This window comes from Flavimaricola marinus, assembly GCF_900184895.1.
GTDB lineage: Bacteria > Pseudomonadota > Alphaproteobacteria > Rhodobacterales > Rhodobacteraceae > Flavimaricola > Flavimaricola marinus.
In genome coordinates this window covers 90,881-107,301 of record NZ_FXZK01000004.1, presented here as the reverse complement: position 1 = coordinate 107,301, position 16,421 = coordinate 90,881, and the positions used below count along the sequence as shown (strand labels likewise).

The following is a 16,421-nucleotide window of genomic DNA, read 5'->3' as shown; positions in this document are numbered from 1 at the left end:
GATCAGAGATCAAAGGTCGCGAAAACCGGGGCGTGATCGCTCGGCTGATCCCACCCCCGCGCATCCCGCAGGACACGGCTGGAGTGAGCCACCCCGGCAATATCCGACGTCGCCCAGACGTGATCCAGCCGGCGCCCCTTGTCGGCGTTCTGCCAATCAGGCGATCGATAGGACCACCAGCTGAACAAGGGGCCTTCCGGAATATCGGCGCGCGTCACGTCCACCCAATCGCCTGCCTCCTGCACAGCGGCAAGGTGGTCGACTTCGATCGGAGTGTGGCTGACAATCTTGAGCAATTGCTTGTGATTCCAGACATCGTCTTCGCGTGGTGCGATGTTCAGATCGCCGACGAGGATCGCCCGCTGAGGTTTCTCCGCGATGAAATGGTCGCGCATCTGGGTGAGGTAATCGAGCTTTTGACCAAATTTTTCATTTTTCTCGCGGTCAGGAATATCGCCACCGGCAGGTACATAGAAATTGTGGATGACGACGCCGTTTTCCAGCCGGGCCGCAACATGCCGCGCATGGCCCAGCGCGGCGAAATCGTGGGCGGCGACTTCGGTGAGCGGCTGCCGCGACAAGATGGCGACGCCGTTATACCCCTTTTGACCCCGCGCAACGATGTGGCCGTATCCAAGGGAGGCGAACTGCTCCAACGGGATCTTTTCGACCGGCGATTTGCATTCCTGCAGGCATAGGACATCGGGGGCTTCTTCCGACATCAGGCGGGCGACGAGCCCCTCTCTGAGACGAACGGAATTGATGTTCCATGTCGCAAGCGTAAAGGGCATCCGGCTATCCTGTTGCTACGTCTGTCTTCGCGCGCACACTATCGCCGGGGCGGCGCTTCGGCCAGCGCCAAACCACACGTTAAACGGACAACTGCCGCGCACCCGGCGCGGCAGTTGCGAAGCTATTCTACGTCGCGATCAGCGATTGATGTTGTAGGTGCCCACCGAACACACATTCACGCGGTCGGTCAGAACCTGGCCGTTGGTGAATTCCATCCGAACGTCGTAATTGCAATTGGTCACGTTCCGGATCGTCAGATCGAAGTATTGACCGTTGTTCAGAACCCTGCTGCCCAAGAGATCATTCTCCCAGCTGGAATTCGTCGTAGGTGAAGCGTGCAGACTGTATAGTGTCATGCCCGAGCGGTTGTTGACCCGGATGCTCTCGGTTGATTGCGCAAGTGCCGGAGCTGCAAGGACTGCGGCGGCTATAACTGCGGGAATAAATTTGGAAGTTCCGAACATGTGCTCTCTCCTCTGCTCATCGCAGAACAAATCGCCTGCGTGCAACGGAGCCTAGCGGCATGTTTTCGCTCAGGAAAGCCAAAAACTCTGACCAATTGGTATGGAATACCGGTCTTTGTGACGCTTGTATTAATTTCGTCACTACCCGGAAAAAGGCCCGACCCGAAAAAAGGCCCGGGTGCATCTAGGGGATGCCCCGGGCAAGTCCAACAGGGAGGTAGTGGCTTGACCCCGCCACCGAGGGCTCTTTGGAAACGAATTGATACACCTGACCAACCGCAACCGTATCCGTGTGAGCATCGCTGCCCGTCACGACAATATTAGGGCATTCTTGCCCAGATGCTCTGCCTAATTCAAGAATTTCCAGGCAGTATTGCAAAAGCGGCACATGGCACAATTGCTATACTTTTTGCGAAGGCTGGAACTTTCCCGAATTTTCAAAGCCTTGCCGAATTCAGGCGACCAAACGATAGCCGCCGGACTCTGTTACCAAAAGTCGAGCATTCGACGGATCGGGCTCGATTTTCTGGCGCAACCTATAGATGTGTGTCTCGAGGGTGTGAGTCGTTACGCCTGCATTGTACCCCCAAACCTCGTGCAGGAGGACGTCGCGCGGGACGATGCCTTCGGTCGAGCGATAGAGAAATTTCAAAATATTTGTCTCTTTCTCGGTCAACCGCACCTTTTTGTCGTCTTCGGTGATCAGCATCTTTTGCGCAGGCTTGAAGGTGTAGGGCCCAAGCTGGAAAACCGCGTCTTCGGATTGCTCGTGGGTGCGTAGTTGTGCCCGGATACGAGCCAGTAGAACCGGAAACTTGAAAGGTTTGGTGACGTAGTCGTTCGCCCCTGCATCAAGACCCAGGATGGTGTCGCTGTCGCTGTCGTGCCCGGTGAGCATCAGGACAGGGCATTTCACCCCGTGTTTGCGCATCACGCGGCAGAGTTCGCGCCCGTCGGTGTCGGGCAGGCCCACGTCGAGGATCACAAGGTCAAACAGACCGGCCTTGACCTTGGCCATCGCGTCGGCGCCGTCACCGGCCTCGAACACGTCGAAATCCTCGGTCATCACGAGTTGCTCGCTCAGCGCCTCGCGCAGGTCTTCGTCGTCGTCGACCAGCAGTATTTTCTTGAGTTGAGCCATAACAGCCTCCACTTTCATTTCATCACATCTGTGGCGTGTCGTGTGGATGGGCAAGCTATGCTGCAAAGGCTTCACGCCGTCGTGTGCAAGAGGCCACAAATGTTTCAATTCCTGACAGAGCCGGATATGACAACGCGACCTGATCCCGCCGAGGCCCCATGACTTTTGCACCCAACATGACGGAACGGCTTGCCCGCGCCCGCGCAGACCTTCGGATGGGCGTGCCTGTCGTGCTCTTGTCGGAGGGTCCGTCTGGTGCCGTGGTCATGGCAGCAGAGACGACAGACACCGCCCGCCTGACCGATCTGCGCCAGTTGGGCGGTGCACCTGTGCTGGCGATCACCTCGTGGCGGGCCGAAACCCTTCGTGCGCGGGCCTATGACGGCGATCTGGCGCGGGTGATCCTGCCGGCCGATGTAGGCCTTGCGTGGGTGCGCGGCATTGCCGATCCTGCCGACGATCTGTGTCAGCCGATGAAGGGCCCGCTGCGCACCGAGCGCGAGGGCGATGCGGACCTGCACCGTGCCGCGATTGCACTTGCCAAAGCGGCCCGCCTTTTGCCTGCGGCGCTGGTGCTGGAGGTGCCGGATGCGGCCGCGTTTGCGGCGCGAAACGATCTGACCAGCTTGCCGGCCTCGGCGGCTGTGAACACTGCGTTTTCGCCTTTGAACGAGGTGATTTCCGCCCGATTGCCGCTGGAGGTGTCTGAGGCTGGACGGCTGCATATCTTTCGCCCGGAGGATGGATCGGAGGAGCATTATGCCGTCGAGATCGGCTCGCCCGACCGGCAGGAGCCGGTGCTGTCGCGATTGCATTCGGCCTGTTTCACCGGCGATCTGCTGGGGTCGCTGAAATGCGATTGCGGGCCGCAGTTGCGCGGCGCCCTGGCGCAGATGGGGGCCGAGGGCGCGGGCGTGCTGCTTTACCTCAATCAAGAGGGTCGCGGCATCGGTTTGGCCAACAAGATGCGCGCCTATTCCCTTCAAGATCAGGGGTTTGACACGGTCGAGGCCAATCACCGCCTTGGCTTTGAGGACGACGAGCGCGACTTTCGGATCGGGGCGGCGATCTTGCAATCCATGGGCTTTTCCAAGGTCCGCCTGATGACGAACAATCCGGCCAAGGTGGCCCGGATGGAGAGCTGTCACCTGACGGTGACAGAGCGGGTGCCGCTCAAGGTGGGTGAGAACCGCCACAACCATCATTATCTGGCGACCAAGGCGGCGAAATCGGGCCATCTGCTGTAGGCGGTCGCCCGGTCAAGCCCCGCCCTGCGCACGGCGATTAACGTTTCCGAGAGCCCGAAAAAAGCCGATGCGGTATGCCGTCGGTCTGACGTCGGTATCCGGTCGGTGTCGGTCGGCGGGTATTTGTGCCCGGCCGGTTCGTTGACACAACGCACGGACCGGGCTTTGGAATGCAACGGTTGGGCGGCACCCGCCCGTCGGGGGGCGGCGACCTGCCGCCCCGGCGCGCGGCCTAGGCCATGTCGAATTCGAGCGCCTTGACCTGATTGAACTTGCCGGTTGCCCGCAGCTTGTCGAGCGTCTTTTCCGGCACCGCGTCGTCGACGTAGAGGATCGCGATGGCTTCACCGTTCTTGGCCGACCGGCCCAGCGTAAAGTTCGCGATGTTCACGTCGTTGTCGCCCATGGTTTGCCCCAACAGGCCGATGATCCCCGGCACGTCGTCGTTGGTGGTGTAGACCATGTGCTGACCGATCTCGGCATCGATGTTGATGCCCTTGATCTGGATGAACCGCGGCTTGCCGTCGGAGAAGACCGTGCCGGCGACCGACCGTTCCCTCTGGGCGGTGACGGCGGTGACCTTGATGTAGCCTTCGAAGGCGCCGGACTGATCCTGACGGGTGGTCGAGATCTTGATCCCGCGCTCCTTGGCGATGACCGGGGCGGAGACCATGTTCACGTCCGGGTTCACCTTGCGCATGATCCCGGCGATGACCGAGCAGTTCAGCGCCTGCAGGTTCATCCCCGACACCTGCCCGTCGTAGAGCACGTTGATCGCGGTGATCGGCTCGTCGGTCATTTGCCCGACGAAGTTGCCCAGATGACCGGCCAGCGCCACCCACGGCCCCATGACCTTGGCCTCTTCGGCAGAGATCGACGGCATGTTGATCGCGTTGGTCACGGCCCCGGTCAGCAGGTAGTCCGACATCTGTTCGGCCACTTGCAGCGCCACGTTTTCCTGCGCTTCGGTCGTTGCGGCCCCGAGATGCGGGGTGACGACGACGTTGGGCAGGTTGAAGAGCGGGCTTTCGGTGGCGGGCTCTTCGGCGAAGACGTCAAAGGCGGCCCCGGCGACGTGGCCGGATTTGATCGCGTCGGCCAAAGCCTCTTCGTCGACCAGACCGCCACGGGCGCAGTTGATGATCCGCACGCCGGGCTTGAGCTTGGCGATGTTTTCGCGCGACAGGATGTTGCGTGTCTGATCGGTCAGTGGCACGTGCATGGTGATGAAGTCGGCACGGGCGAGCAGCGCGTCCAGCTCCAGCTTTTCCACGCCCAGTTCGGTGGCCCGCTCTTCGGACAGGAAGGGGTCGTAGGCGACGACCTTCATCCGCAGCCCGCGGGCCCGGTCGATCACGATGGAGCCGATGTTGCCGGCCCCGATCACGCCCAGTGTCTTGCCGGTCAGTTCGACACCCATGAAGCGCGACTTTTCCCATTTACCGGCGTGGGTCGAGGCGTTCGCCTCGGGGATTTGCCGCGCCACGGCGAGCATCAGCGAAATCGCGTGCTCGGCGGTGGTGATCGAGTTGCCGAAGGGCGTGTTCATCACGATGATGCCCTTCTTCGACGCCGCCGGGATGTCGACGTTGTCGACCCCGATGCCGGCGCGGCCGATGACCTTGAGGTTGGTGGCCTCGGCGATCAGTTTCTCGGTGGCCTTGGTGGCCGACCGGATCGCCAGACCGTCGTAGTTGCCGATGATGGCGGCGAGCGCCTCCTTGTCCTTGCCAAGCTGGGGCTGGAAATCGACGTCGATCCCGCGATCGCGGAAGATTTGCACGGCGGCGTCGGAGAGCGCGTCGGAGATGAGAACTTTGGGCATGTCAGGTATCCTGTTGGAGGAAAGATGTGGGGGATCGGGGGCAGGTGTCCTGTCGGATGCCTGCCCGCCTTGGGGATATGTGCGAAGCGCGCCTTAGGCAGCTGTGGTCAGCGCGGCCAATTCGGCGTGGTAGGCCCATTCGAGCCACGGCAGCATGGCCGCCACGTCGGATTGCTCGACCGTTGCCCCGCACCAGATCCGCAGCCCTGCGGGCGCGTCCCGGTAGCCGCCGATGTCCAGTGCCACGCCTTCGCCTTCGAGCCGCTTGGCCACGGCTTTGGCAAAGGCCGCCCCGTCGGTGATGTCGGGGTTGGTGAACTGCAGGCAGACCGAGGTGTTCGACCGTGTCGCCGGATCGACCGCCAGATTGGCGATCCAGTCGCGGGTTTCGCAGAAATCCCAGACCGTTTGCGCATTGGCATCCGCCCGCGCCTTGATCGCGGTCAGCCCACCGATGCTTTTCGCCCAGTCGAGCGCCACGAGGTAATCCTCGACCGCGAGCATCGACGGCGTGTTGATCGTCTCGCCCTTGAAGATGCCTTCGATCAGCTTGCCGCCCTTGGTCAGCCGGAAGATTTTCGGCAGCGGCCGGTCGGGCGTGTAGCTTTCGAGCCGCTCGACGGCGCGGGGGCTGAGGATCAGCATTCCGTGTGCCGCTTCGCCGCCCATGACCTTCTGCCAGGAGAAGGTGACCACGTCGAGTTTGTCCCACGGCAAGTCCTGCGCGAAGGCCGCCGATGTGGCGTCGCAGATCGTCAGCCCGGCGCGATCCGCCGGGATCATGTCGCCATGCGCCATCCGCACACCGGAGGTGGTGCCGTTCCATGTGAACACCACGTCCCGGTCGTAATCGAGCGTCGTCATATCGACGATTTCGCCATACTCTGCCGTATGCACGCGGGCGTCGAGCTTGAGCTGCTTGACCGCGTCAGTCACCCAGCCTTGGCCGAAGCTTTCCCATGCGACCATCTCGACCGGGCGTTCGCCCAGCATCGACCACATCGCCATTTCGACGGCGCCGGTGTCCGAGGCCGGCACGATGCCGACGCGGTAGCCGTCCGGCACGCCGAGGATCTCGGCGGTCTGGTCGATGGCGGCCTTGAGTTTGGATTTGCCAACCGCTGCACGGTGAGACCGGCCCAAGGGGGCGTCGGAGAGAGCCTCGAGGCTCCATGTGGGGGGTTTGGCGCAAGGGCCCGAGGAGAAACGGGCATTGGCCGGGCGAGTGCCCGGAGTCGTCGTAGTCATATCTGCTATCCTTCCAGATAAGCGCCCTTCGTTGGGGAAGGGTGTCCCGCCGCCGCGTTTACAAAAGCGCGGCGTGGCTGGCAAGTGACAATATGACGACGATCGATCCGCTGATCGCACCCCACGGCGCAAAGCCTTGGGCGGCTGGCCTCTACATCCCCTGCGGATCGACCCGGAAGCCGTCCTCGGGCGGGTAAATCCGGGTCAGCCACTCCGGTCCCCCCTGCGCGACGTAGACGGCGGCGGCCAGGGGTGCCGCGGCGCACATCACCCCGAAATCCTCTGCGCTGAGCGATCCCCGCGCCCGCCCGGCCAGCACGATCTGCCCGAGGAACCGCCCCTGCCAGATCATTGGCGCATAGATCGCAGAGCCCATCCGGGCGGTCTTGAGGTATTGCTTGAAATTGCCCGCCTCCGCCTCGGTGTCGGGCAGGTGAAGCGGCGCGCCACTGGCCCGCACCCGCGCCGGATGCCCGCCGTCAATCGGGATCATCAGCCGGTTTTGCTCGGCCGGAAAGCCGAGGCTGGCGGTGAGCATGTGCCATTCCTGATCCGGTGCCACCAGAAACGCTCCGGCAACGAAGAACTGCGAGACCCCATCGGGCAGGTCGAACGCCCCTGTCCGCTGCCCGAGCTCGCCATGAAGCGGCGTGAGCAGCGCCCTCAGCGCATCCTCGGGGGAGGTTTCGGCGGTGGCGGCGGCACCGGCCCGTGCCAGCAAGTCTGAGGTCATTCCGGATCTTTCCTGAAGTTGGGTCGCCGCTTTTCGAGAAACGCACTGTAGCCTTCGCGGAATTCCGGCCCGGCGAAGGTCGCCTCGAAGACCGCCTGCAAGTCCGGCCGCAGGGACGGCTCGCTCAGTCCATTGCTGATCGCCTTGATGGCGCTGAGGGCCGAAGGGGCGAGGTTGGCCAGATGCTCGGCCAGTGCCGTGGCGTCCTCGTCGAGCCGGTCGATCAGCCCGATCCGGAGCGCCTCGGCGGCCGTCACCGCCCGCCCCGTGAGCAGCAGGTCCTTGGCCCGGGGCATCCCGACCTTTTCGATCAATTGCCATGTGTCCGACGGGCTGTAGGCCAGCCCCAGTTTGGCCGGTGTGATCGCAAACGTTGAGTCCGCCGAGGCGACCCGGAAATCGCAGGCCAGCGCCAGACCGCAGCCGCCGCCGTAGCAGACCCCCCGCACATCCGCGATGGTCGGGCAGGCCAGATCGCGCAGCCGGGCCTGTGCCGTCCGCACGTAGCCGTTGTAGGCGGCCGTCGCCTCCGGCGTGCCGTAGACCGTCTCGAATTCCGAGATGTCGGCCCCGGCGCAGAACGCCTTGTCGCCCGCCCCGGTGACGATCAGCACCCGCGTGCCGTCCTGCGCCAGCCGGTCGCAGATCTCTGGGATCACCGCCCACATGGCGGCGGTCATCGCATTGCGCCTGTCGGGCCGGTTCAGGATCAGCCGGGCGATGCTGCCCGGTTCGAGCATCAGCCCTTCGTCTGCGTATGTCTCGGTCATGGGCGTGTCCTTCATTGCGTGGCGCGTCGTTCCATCAGGCGTCGGCCCGCGACGGGGCCGTCTGCCCAAGGATCATATCCGCGGCCTTCTCGGCAATCATCATCGTCGGTGCGCTGGTATTCCCGCCGACAATCGTCGGCATCACAGAGGCATCGACGACGCGCAAGCCCTCGATCCCGCGCACCTTGAGGGCGCCATCGACGACAGAACCAGGATCCGCCCCCATCCGGCAGGTTCCGACGGGGTGAAAGATCGTGTTCGCCCCGGCCCGGACCCATGCGTCGATCGCGGCGTCGCTTTCCAGATCGGCGGGGGTGGGCGACAAGTCCTTGGCCTTGCGATCCACCAAAGGCGCGGTCTCGCCGATCTGCCGCGCCAGCCGCGTGCCGTCTCGCATACAGCGGATGTCGGCCTCGGCGGAGAGGTAGTTCGGGTCCATCACCGGTGCCGCCCCCGGATCGGCGGAGGCCAGTGTGATCGTGCCCCGGCTTTCGGGCCGCAGCTGGTAGAAGTTGATCAGGTAGCCGTGCCGCCCCTGCCCCTTGCGCGTGGTCTCGAGGCTGAGCCCCGGCACGAAGGTCATGTGGATATCGGGGATCTCCAGCTCGGGCCGAGTCTTCAGAAAGCCGCCCGCCTCCAGCGGAACGGCACTCGCCGGTCCGGTGCCGAAGAGGTAGGCGCGGGCAATGGCCAGCGCGGCCCGGTCGGGCCGGAACAGCCGAAACAGCGTCACCGGATCCTTGCAGGCATAGGTGAGGTAGACCCCGAGGTGGTCTTGGAGATTGCGCCCCACGTCGGGCGCGTCGTGGACCACTTCGATGCCGTGCCCGGCCAGTTCGGCCCCCGGCCCGACCCCCGACAGCATCAGCAGTTGCGGAGAATTGATCGCGCCACCGCAAAGGATGACCTCTCGCCGGGCGCTGACCTCGATGGTTTGACCGGCGCGCCGCAGCATCAACCCCGTCGCCCGTTTGTGCCGGATCACGATCCGGCGGACCTTGGTCTTGGTCAGAACGGCGAGGTTCTTGCGCGTCATGGCTGGGCGCAGAAAGGCGGTGGCGCTGCTTTCGCGGCGACCGTCGCGGGTGTTGAAATCGTAGAAGCCGAGCCCCTCTTGGTCGGCCCCGTTGAAATCATCGTTGGGCCGTGCGCCGTTCGCCTGACCCGCGCGGAGGAAATCCTCGTAAAGCGGGTTCTCGCCCTTGGATTTCTTGACCCGCAGCGGTCCGTCCTGCCCGTGAAACGGATCGCCGGGACGTTCGGGGTTGCTCTCGGAGCGCCGGAAATACGGCAGGACGTCGTCATAGCTCCAACCGGTCAGCCCGGACTGCGCCCATTGATCATAGTCCGCCGCGTTGCCGCGCATATACATCATGCCGTTGATCGTGGACGATCCGCCGAGCACCTTGCCGCGAGGCCATTTGATTTCGCGTCCGTCCATGTGCGCCTGCGGTGTGGTCTTGTAATTCCAGTTGGTGGGCTTGTGCCAATAGGCGACCCCCGCCAGAAGCGGGATCGAGAACAGCGGATTGCGGTCGCTGCCGCCCGCCTCGACCAGAAGGACCGAGATGGACGGGTCTTTCGACAGCCGGTTGGCGAGCACGCAGCCTGCGGACCCGGCGCCCACGATGATATAGTCGAACGTATCCATGCCCTTGCCCTTCAGAACGGGAATTCCGCGCCATTCATGGCGATGGCCTGCCCGCTGACGTATTCCGCGTCGGGCGTCGCCAGCCACGACACCGCCGCCGCCACATCGTCTGCCGTGCCGAACCGCCCCCACGGCACAGTCTGCCGGAAGCCCTCGATCACCGCTTCGGGCGTTTGCCCCGTGACCTTGGCAAAGCCTTCGGCGATGCCGCCCCAGAACGGCGTTTCGATATGGCCCGGCACGTAGCAGTTGGACCGGATCTTGTGTGGCGCCAGTTCGATGGCCAGCGATTGCGTCAGCATCAGGATCGCGGCCTTGGAGGCGCAGTAGTGCGACAGGTTTGGCACACCGCGCCGCCCAGCCCCGGAGGAGGCGTTGATGATGACGCCGCCGCGCCCTTGGGCGATCATGGCGCGGGCTGCGGCCCGGCTGCCAAGAAAGACCGAGTTGACGTTGATGTCCATGACCCGCTGCCATTCGGCAAACTCCATCTCGACGACGGGTTGCACGGCTATGACGCCCGCGTTGCAGACCATGACGTCGAGACCGCCGTGTTCGGCCACGACCCGGTCGACCGCCGCCTGCACCGCCGCCTCGTCGGTGGCGTCGCCGTTGATCGACAGCACCCCATTGGCCTGCGTCTCGTGCAGATCAAAGCCCGCGACCTGCGCTCCTTCGGCCAGGAACCGTTCGACGATCCCCAGCCCGATCCCGCTGGCAGAGCCGGTGACGAGGACGGATTTTCCCTTGTGGCGATTGGGCTCAGACATCTTTGGCCTCCGGTGTTGGGCGGTAAAGCGGGCCGCGTGCGGCAGGCACGGCGACCATCGCCGGATCGAAGGGCTCCAGCGGATGCCCCGCCGGTTGCGGCGGGCGGGCGGTGTGCCCGGTGAGCGCCTCGATCACGGCGGCGACTTGTGGATGCGTGTAGTAGAGGCTGTAGGCCCCGACCGTCAGCGCATTGAACTCTGCCGGGCTTTGCCGTTCCAGATCGGTCAGCGCGGCTTCCTTGTCTTTGGCAGAGAGCGCGTCGAAACCGTCGGGCAGCAGCGCCGTGATCGCCGCGTAGGGTGCGGCGAACCTGTCATGCGTGGTAAGCGCGTCGTGCAAGCCGATGGCGCTGGCCGCCGGGAAATCCGCATCGCCGGGGATCATCGTGTCGAGCATCGCACTCATGACGCCACCTGCATCTCGGCCCGGTCGCGGATCAGCGCGTCGGCGGCCCGGAGCGCGAGGGCCTGGATCGTGGAGGTGGGGTTGAGCGCGGCGGCGGTGGTGAAGACGGAGCCGTCGAGGATCAGCAGGTTTGGCACCGTATGCGCCCGGCTGTTGCTGTCTGTCACGCTGCTGCCCGGATCGGCCCCCATGCAGGCGGTGCCGAGCAGGTGGAACCCGGCGTCGGCCACCAGCGATTGCGCGGTGATGTCGGCGGCGCCCGCTTCGGCAAAAGCGCGGGTGGCGCTTTTGATCCCGTGCTGGATCATCCGCTTGGTGTTGTCGTCGAGGCTGTAGGTCATCTTGGGCGCAGGGATGCCGTTGCTGTCGGTCAGATGGTCCGACAGGGTGACCCGGTTTTCGAGGCGCGGCAGGTCTTCGGTGGTGACCGTCAGGCTGGCGCTGTGCCCAAAGACTTCGCGGAACCGGGCGTGGTGCCCTGCCCCCCACGGCACCCGCGGCAGGTAGCCGCCAACCGCCGTGCCGACCGGTCCGTCGGACCGGATCAGCTGCATCTGGTAGCCGCGCACGAAGTCGTGGGTAGGGTCGGTTTCGTAGAACTCTTGTGACAGGATCGACACGGCAAAGGGGCCGGCCCAGCCGTCCATAGCTTCGGTGAACCGTCCCGTCACCATCCCGGTCGGGTGGTGCATCAGCCTGCGTCCGACGAGGTCGGTGTCGTTGGCCAGCCCGTTGGGAAACCGTTTCGACGTGGACAAAAGCATCAGCCGCGCGGTGCCGAGCCCGTTGGAGGCGAGGGCCACGACGGCGGCTTTCGTCCGTTGGACCGTGCCGGTGTGGTCATACCAAGCGACGCCGGTGGCACGCCCTTGCGCGTCGGTTTCGACGTCGAACACCCGCGCCCCGGTGATCAGTCGGACCCCGGCTGCGATGGCTTGTGGCCAATAGCTGACGTCGGTGGCGCTGCGTGCACCGTGGGGGCAGCCCAGATCGCAGGGGCCGCAGTTGTTGCAGGCTCCGCGCCCTTCGCCGTAGGGCTGGGTGTTGATCGCGACGTCTGCGGGCCACCAGTGCCAGCCCAAGCGGTCAAAGGCCTGCGCCATTCGCACGCCCGCCTTGCCCGGCGGGACGGGCGGCATTTGCCGCGCCTCGCGAGGCGGGTTGCCGGGATCGCCGGACAGCCCGGAGACGCCCATCATCCGGTCGTTTTCGGCGTAGTAGGGGGCGAGGTCTTCGTAGGAGATCGGCCAGTCGTCGCCGACCCCGTCGAGCGTCTTGGTGCGGAAGTCCGAGGGCCGGAAGCGCGGGAAATGCGCGCCCCAGAGGATCGTGGAGCCGCCGACGGCGTTATAGAGGAACGGCTTGATCGCGGCGTCGGTGTCGTCGACGGGGTAGTCCTGCGGCGCGGCCCGGACGTTGGGGTTCGGGTGGTGCGTGGTCTGCCGCGCGATTTCCCAATCGGGGCGCAGCGAGGGCGTGGCGTCGGGGGCGACCCAGCCGCCCTGTTCGAGGCAGGTGACCTTGAACCCCGCCCGCGCCAGCCGCCAGGCGGCGGCGCCGCCGCTGGCCCCGGCCCCGACGATCACGATGTCAGTCATGGGCGGCCTCCTGAAGGGTGATTTCACCCGCCACCACCCGTTCGCAGCGCACGGCCCGGCCTTGGCCGAGGTCGGTGAGCACTTGCGGGTTGGCGCGGCAGGCGTCGGTGACATGCGGGCATCGGCTGGCGAGATAGCAGCCCTTGGGCACGTCGATGGGCGAGGGGATCTCGCCTTCGAGCGCCGCCGGCACCGGGTTGTCGACCCGCCTGTTCGTCGGGTCTGGCATCAGGTGTGCCGACAGGAGCGCCCGCGAATAGGGGTGCTGAGGGGCGGTGAAGACCTGTTCGACGCTGCCTTCCTCGACGATCTGGCCCAGATACATCACGGCGACCCGCTGGCAGAGATAGCGCACGGTCGTCAGGTCGTGGCTGATGAACAGGTAGCTGATCCCCAGTTCCTTTTGCAGCCGCGCCAGCAGGGCGATCAGGCTGTTGCGGGCGCGGGGGGCGAGCACGCTGGTCGGCTCGTCCAGCACCACGAAATCCGGATTGCAGATCAGCGCCCGGGCAATGTTGATCCGTTGCAGCGTCGAGGCCCCGAGGTCGCGCGGTTTGGCGATCATCAGGGAGGGATCGAGGTCCACCTGCTTGAGCGCGGCCACGGCCCGTTCGCGCCGGGCGGCCTTGTCGCCGCCTTCGTGGACGCGCAGCGGCTCGTCGAGGATGTCGGCCACGGTCCAGCGCGGATTGACGCTGTCGAAGGGGTCCTGGAACACGATCTGCATCCGCGATCGCATCTTGCGCATCTCGGCGGCGTTCAGCGCGGTGATGTCCTGGCCGTCGAGGATGACCGCGCCTGCGGTGGGATGCTCGAGCCGCATCAGGCAGCGCCCGACGGTGGTCTTGCCCGACCCGCTTTCGCCCACGAGGCCGACCGCCTCGCCTTTGGCCACGCTGATCGTGACCTTGTCGACGGCTTGCACGACCTTGTCGGAGCCGCGCAGCGGGAAGTGTTTGGTCAGGGCGTCGGTGCGCAGGAAACCGGCTCCGCCAGTGACCTGCTCGGGGTAGCCGGAGGCCCGTTCGTGGTAGAAACGTAGCACCTCTTGGCTGTAGGGATGCTGCGGCTCGGCAAAGAATTGGCGCACCGGCGCGTCCTCGACGATCCGCCCTTTGTGCAGCACCAGCACCCTGTCGCAGAAATTGGCGATGACGCCGAGTTCCTGTGTGACGAGCAGCATTGCGGAGCCGGTTTTCTGCACCGTCTGCCACATCTCGTCGAGGAATTGCGCCTGGATCGTCACGTCGAGGCCGGAGGTCGGCTCGTCGGCGATCAGCAGCTTGGGCGTGGACGACAGCGCCATCGCGATGAGCGCCCGCTGCGCCATGCCGCCGGAAAGCTCGTGCGCGTAGGCCTCGACCCGGCGTTCGGGATCGTTGATGCCGACGAGGCGCAGCATGTCGATGGCATGGGCGCGGGCGGCGGCTTCGGTGGCCTCGTTGTGGGCGCGGTAGGCAAAGCCGATTTGCCGGCCGACCCGCAACATCGGGTTCAAAGCCGCGCGGGGGTTCTGCACGATGATGCCGATGTCGCGGCCCCGGATCTCCCGGATTTCGGCATCCGGCAAGGTGAGCAGATCGCGGCCGCCGAATTCGACCGACCCGCCGAGGATCTTGCCCGGAGGCCGGGCGAGGCCCATGAGCGCAAGCGCCGTGGTGGATTTGCCCGAGCCTGCGTCGCCGATCAGCCCGACGACCTCGTGCGGGTTGAGATCGAAGCTGACCCCTTCGACCGGGACGATCAGGTCGCCCGGCACTTCGTAGCCGACCTTGAGATCGCGGACGCGCAGCAGCGGATTATCCCCGTTCATAGCGACGCTCCAATGCGTTGCCGAGGACGGCAAAGCCGAACACGGTGAGCGAAATCGCGAGGCCGGGGAACACCGAGGGCCACCATTCGCCCAGCACGATCTGGTTGGCGCCTGTCGAGATCATCAGCCCCCACTCGGGGGTTGGCGGCCGCACGCCCGCGCCGACGAACGACAGCCCCGCCGTCAGCAGGATCGCAAAGCCGATGGTGACGGAGGACTGGATCAGCGCCGGTGTCAGCGAGTTGGGCAACACGTGCCGGAGCGCAATCGACAATTCGGAATTGCCCATCGCGCGCGCCGCCTCGACAAAGCCGCGCGAGGTTTGCCCGAGGACTTCGGCCCGCGTCAGCCGCAGGTAGATCGGCGTGTAGACGAAGGCCAGTGCGATGATGATGTTGGTCGCGGACCGTCCGGCCAGTGCCACCAGCACCATCGCCATGATGAACACCGGAAAGGATTGCAGCACGTCCGACACCCGGATCAGAAGCTCGGTCCCCCAGTTGCGCCAGTAGCCCGCGACGAGGCCAAAGAACACGCCGGTGATCAGCGACAGGATGTTGGCCAAGAGCGCGATCTTGAGATCGGTGCGCGGCGCGGCGATCACCCGCGAAAAGATGTCGTAGCCGTTGGCGTCGGTGCCCATCCAATGTGGCGGATATTCCAGAGTGCCGCCGATCCAGCCTGCCAGAAGGCCGGGGATCTCGGTCAGCCCCGGAGGCGGCACGGCGATCCGGATGGTGGTGCGCGTGGGATCGTAGGGCCCGATATACGGCCCGAACAGCGCCAGAAAGATCACCAGCGTCACGATCGACACGCCGATCCGCATCAGCCAATCGGCCTTGCGCACCGGCGGGACGTAGGTGGTTTCGTCGAGCAGGAGGTCTTGCACTTGATCGGGCATCAATAGGCAATCCTTGGATCAATAGCGGCGTGGATCAGGTCGAGCAGCAGGTAGACCACGAGGCTGATCGCGGTGATCACCAGCACGACCCCCTGAATGGCGGGATAGTCGAAGGCCAGCACCGAGCGGATCGCGTATTGCCCGATCCCGCCCAGCGAAAACACGCTTTCCACCAGCACCGCTCCGGACAGCATGAAGCCGTAGAGGATGCCGATCAGCGTCATCGACGGCCCCATCGCGGCCCGCAGCGCGTAGCGCGCCACCCGCTTGCGCGGCAGTCCGATCAGATTGGCGTAGAGCACGAAATCCGATTGCAGGGCGCGGAGCATGTTTTGCCGCACCATCTTGATGATCGGCCCGGACAGGATGAACGCCAGCGTGATCACCGGCATCATCAGGTGGTGCAGAGCCTCGAAGAATTTCGCAGGCTCCCCCGCGATGAGCGTGTCGATCAGCATGAAGCCCGTCACCGGCTCTGGCGGGAAGGTCATTGGCGAGAGCTGCCCCAAGGGCGCGGGGGCCACGCCGAGCTGGAAGTAGAAGACGTAGACGAACAGCAGACCCCACCAGAATTCCGGCTGCGACCCGGCAAAGAGGCTGTAGACGAAGACCCCCTTGTCTGCCGCCTTGCCCGGATTGAGGGCGCCGAGCATCCCCACCGGGATCGAGATGATGAAGGCGAGGATGAAGGCCAGCGTGATAAGCTGCAACGTGACGGGCAGGAACGTGGCGATCTCGGAACCGACGGTGGAGCCGGACGCCCATGACACGCCCAAAGACCCTTGCAGCAGCCCCGGCGCGATGTCGGGAGACAGCCCGAGGTAGATCCACAGCTGTTCAAAGAGCGGCCGGTCGAGCCCCAGTTGCCGGGCGGCCTGTTCGTAGCCTTCGGGGCTGGAGTTGAGCCCCACCAGCCGGGACACGGGGTCGGCTGGCAGGAGCCGGATCAGAAAGAAGACGGCGATCACCAAGCAGAACAGTTGGATCACGCCAATCAGCATCCGGCGGGTAATGTAGCGTAGAAGCATCTGGGGCCTTTCCGGTCTTGGGCCTATGGAAAGG

Annotated in this window: 15 protein-coding genes; 1 reads left to right on the top strand and 14 read right to left on the bottom strand. The window is 64.9% G+C overall.

The window, feature by feature from the left end:
* Nucleotides 1–2: 2 nt before the first annotated feature.
* The 3 genes from LOM8899_RS11555 to LOM8899_RS11545 all read right to left on the bottom strand — a co-directional run bounded on the left by LOM8899_RS11555 (nt 3) and on the right by LOM8899_RS11545 (nt 2,397).
* Complete coding sequence (locus tag LOM8899_RS11555) at nt 3–791, bottom strand: exodeoxyribonuclease III (RefSeq protein ID WP_093992386.1); 789 nt, start codon at nt 789–791, stop codon at nt 3–5.
* A gap of 138 nt (nt 792–929) precedes the next feature.
* Nucleotides 930–1,256 carry a hypothetical protein gene (locus LOM8899_RS11550; RefSeq protein ID WP_093992385.1) on the bottom strand — a complete coding sequence of 109 codons (327 nt, stop codon included), beginning with the start codon at nt 1,254–1,256 and terminating at the stop codon, nt 930–932.
* A gap of 454 nt (nt 1,257–1,710) precedes the next feature.
* Entirely contained in the window at nt 1,711–2,397 is a 687-nt protein-coding gene (locus LOM8899_RS11545) for a response regulator transcription factor (protein WP_093992384.1), read from the bottom strand.
* Between the two features lie 158 nt (nt 2,398–2,555).
* Between LOM8899_RS11545 and ribA the strand changes: the two genes are divergently transcribed.
* Complete coding sequence (gene ribA, locus LOM8899_RS11540) at nt 2,556–3,644, top strand: GTP cyclohydrolase II (RefSeq protein WP_093992383.1); 1,089 nt, start codon at nt 2,556–2,558, stop codon at nt 3,642–3,644.
* A 232-nt stretch (nt 3,645–3,876) separates the two neighbouring features.
* Here the strand turns inward: ribA and serA are convergent, their stop codons facing one another.
* The 11 genes from serA to LOM8899_RS11485 all read right to left on the bottom strand — a co-directional run bounded on the left by serA (nt 3,877) and on the right by LOM8899_RS11485 (nt 16,387).
* Nucleotides 3,877–5,469, bottom strand: coding sequence for a phosphoglycerate dehydrogenase (gene serA / locus LOM8899_RS11535; RefSeq protein ID WP_093992382.1), 1,593 nt, complete (start codon nt 5,467–5,469; stop codon nt 3,877–3,879).
* A gap of 93 nt (nt 5,470–5,562) precedes the next feature.
* A complete protein-coding gene (locus LOM8899_RS11530) occupies nt 5,563–6,717 on the bottom strand; it encodes a phosphoserine transaminase (protein WP_093992381.1) in 1,155 nt (384 codons plus the stop codon).
* A gap of 151 nt (nt 6,718–6,868) precedes the next feature.
* Nucleotides 6,869–7,450 carry a GAF domain-containing protein gene (locus LOM8899_RS11525; RefSeq protein ID WP_093992380.1) on the bottom strand — a complete coding sequence of 194 codons (582 nt, stop codon included), beginning with the start codon at nt 7,448–7,450 and terminating at the stop codon, nt 6,869–6,871.
* Nucleotides 7,447–8,220, bottom strand: coding sequence for an enoyl-CoA hydratase/isomerase family protein (locus tag LOM8899_RS11520; protein WP_093992379.1), 774 nt, complete (start codon nt 8,218–8,220; stop codon nt 7,447–7,449). The genes LOM8899_RS11525 and LOM8899_RS11520 overlap by 4 nt, the downstream gene beginning before the upstream one ends.
* Nucleotides 8,221–8,254: 34 nt before the next feature.
* A complete protein-coding gene (locus LOM8899_RS11515) occupies nt 8,255–9,871 on the bottom strand; it encodes a GMC family oxidoreductase (protein WP_093992378.1) in 1,617 nt (538 codons plus the stop codon).
* 11 nt (nt 9,872–9,882) lie between these two features.
* Nucleotides 9,883–10,641, bottom strand: coding sequence for an SDR family NAD(P)-dependent oxidoreductase (locus LOM8899_RS11510; RefSeq protein WP_093992377.1), 759 nt, complete (start codon nt 10,639–10,641; stop codon nt 9,883–9,885).
* Nucleotides 10,634–11,047 carry a hypothetical protein gene (locus LOM8899_RS11505; protein WP_093992376.1) on the bottom strand — a complete coding sequence of 138 codons (414 nt, stop codon included), beginning with the start codon at nt 11,045–11,047 and terminating at the stop codon, nt 10,634–10,636. The genes LOM8899_RS11510 and LOM8899_RS11505 overlap by 8 nt, the downstream gene beginning before the upstream one ends.
* Entirely contained in the window at nt 11,044–12,645 is a 1,602-nt protein-coding gene (locus LOM8899_RS11500; protein WP_093992375.1) for an FAD-dependent oxidoreductase, read from the bottom strand. Before LOM8899_RS11500 ends, LOM8899_RS11505 begins: the two co-directional genes overlap by 4 nt.
* Nucleotides 12,638–14,458, bottom strand: coding sequence for a dipeptide ABC transporter ATP-binding protein (locus LOM8899_RS11495; RefSeq protein WP_093992374.1), 1,821 nt, complete (start codon nt 14,456–14,458; stop codon nt 12,638–12,640). The genes LOM8899_RS11500 and LOM8899_RS11495 overlap by 8 nt, the downstream gene beginning before the upstream one ends.
* Complete coding sequence (locus LOM8899_RS11490; RefSeq protein WP_211096194.1) at nt 14,445–15,359, bottom strand: ABC transporter permease; 915 nt, start codon at nt 15,357–15,359, stop codon at nt 14,445–14,447. The genes LOM8899_RS11495 and LOM8899_RS11490 overlap by 14 nt, the downstream gene beginning before the upstream one ends.
* A complete protein-coding gene (locus LOM8899_RS11485) occupies nt 15,359–16,387 on the bottom strand; it encodes an ABC transporter permease (RefSeq protein ID WP_093992373.1) in 1,029 nt (342 codons plus the stop codon). Before LOM8899_RS11485 ends, LOM8899_RS11490 begins: the two co-directional genes overlap by 1 nt.
* Between the last annotated feature and the right edge of the window lie 34 nt (nt 16,388–16,421).

Excerpts from the sequence above, each read along its gene's own strand:
- serA (WP_093992382.1), bottom strand. The coding sequence starts at position 5,469 with ATGCCCAAAGTTCTCATCTCCGACGCGCTCTCCGACGCCGCCGTGCAA.
- LOM8899_RS11515 (WP_093992378.1), bottom strand. The coding sequence starts at position 9,871 with ATGGATACGTTCGACTATATCATCGTGGGCGCCGGGTCCGCAGGCTGC.
- LOM8899_RS11495 (WP_093992374.1), bottom strand. The coding sequence starts at position 14,458 with ATGAACGGGGATAATCCGCTGCTGCGCGTCCGCGATCTCAAGGTCGGC.
- LOM8899_RS11555 (WP_093992386.1), bottom strand. The coding sequence starts at position 791 with ATGCCCTTTACGCTTGCGACATGGAACATCAATTCCGTTCGTCTCAGA.
- LOM8899_RS11520 (WP_093992379.1), bottom strand. The coding sequence starts at position 8,220 with ATGACCGAGACATACGCAGACGAAGGGCTGATGCTCGAACCGGGCAGC.
- LOM8899_RS11550 (WP_093992385.1), bottom strand. The coding sequence starts at position 1,256 with ATGTTCGGAACTTCCAAATTTATTCCCGCAGTTATAGCCGCCGCAGTC.
- LOM8899_RS11530 (WP_093992381.1), bottom strand. The coding sequence starts at position 6,717 with ATGACTACGACGACTCCGGGCACTCGCCCGGCCAATGCCCGTTTCTCC.
- LOM8899_RS11525 (WP_093992380.1), bottom strand. The coding sequence starts at position 7,450 with ATGACCTCAGACTTGCTGGCACGGGCCGGTGCCGCCGCCACCGCCGAA.
- LOM8899_RS11510 (WP_093992377.1), bottom strand. The coding sequence starts at position 10,641 with ATGTCTGAGCCCAATCGCCACAAGGGAAAATCCGTCCTCGTCACCGGC.
- LOM8899_RS11505 (WP_093992376.1), bottom strand. The coding sequence starts at position 11,047 with ATGAGTGCGATGCTCGACACGATGATCCCCGGCGATGCGGATTTCCCG.
- ribA (WP_093992383.1), top strand. The coding sequence starts at position 2,556 with ATGACTTTTGCACCCAACATGACGGAACGGCTTGCCCGCGCCCGCGCA.
- LOM8899_RS11490 (WP_211096194.1), bottom strand. The coding sequence starts at position 15,359 with ATGCCCGATCAAGTGCAAGACCTCCTGCTCGACGAAACCACCTACGTC.
- LOM8899_RS11500 (WP_093992375.1), bottom strand. The coding sequence starts at position 12,645 with ATGACTGACATCGTGATCGTCGGGGCCGGGGCCAGCGGCGGCGCCGCC.
- LOM8899_RS11485 (WP_093992373.1), bottom strand. The coding sequence starts at position 16,387 with ATGCTTCTACGCTACATTACCCGCCGGATGCTGATTGGCGTGATCCAA.
- LOM8899_RS11545 (WP_093992384.1), bottom strand. The coding sequence starts at position 2,397 with ATGGCTCAACTCAAGAAAATACTGCTGGTCGACGACGACGAAGACCTG.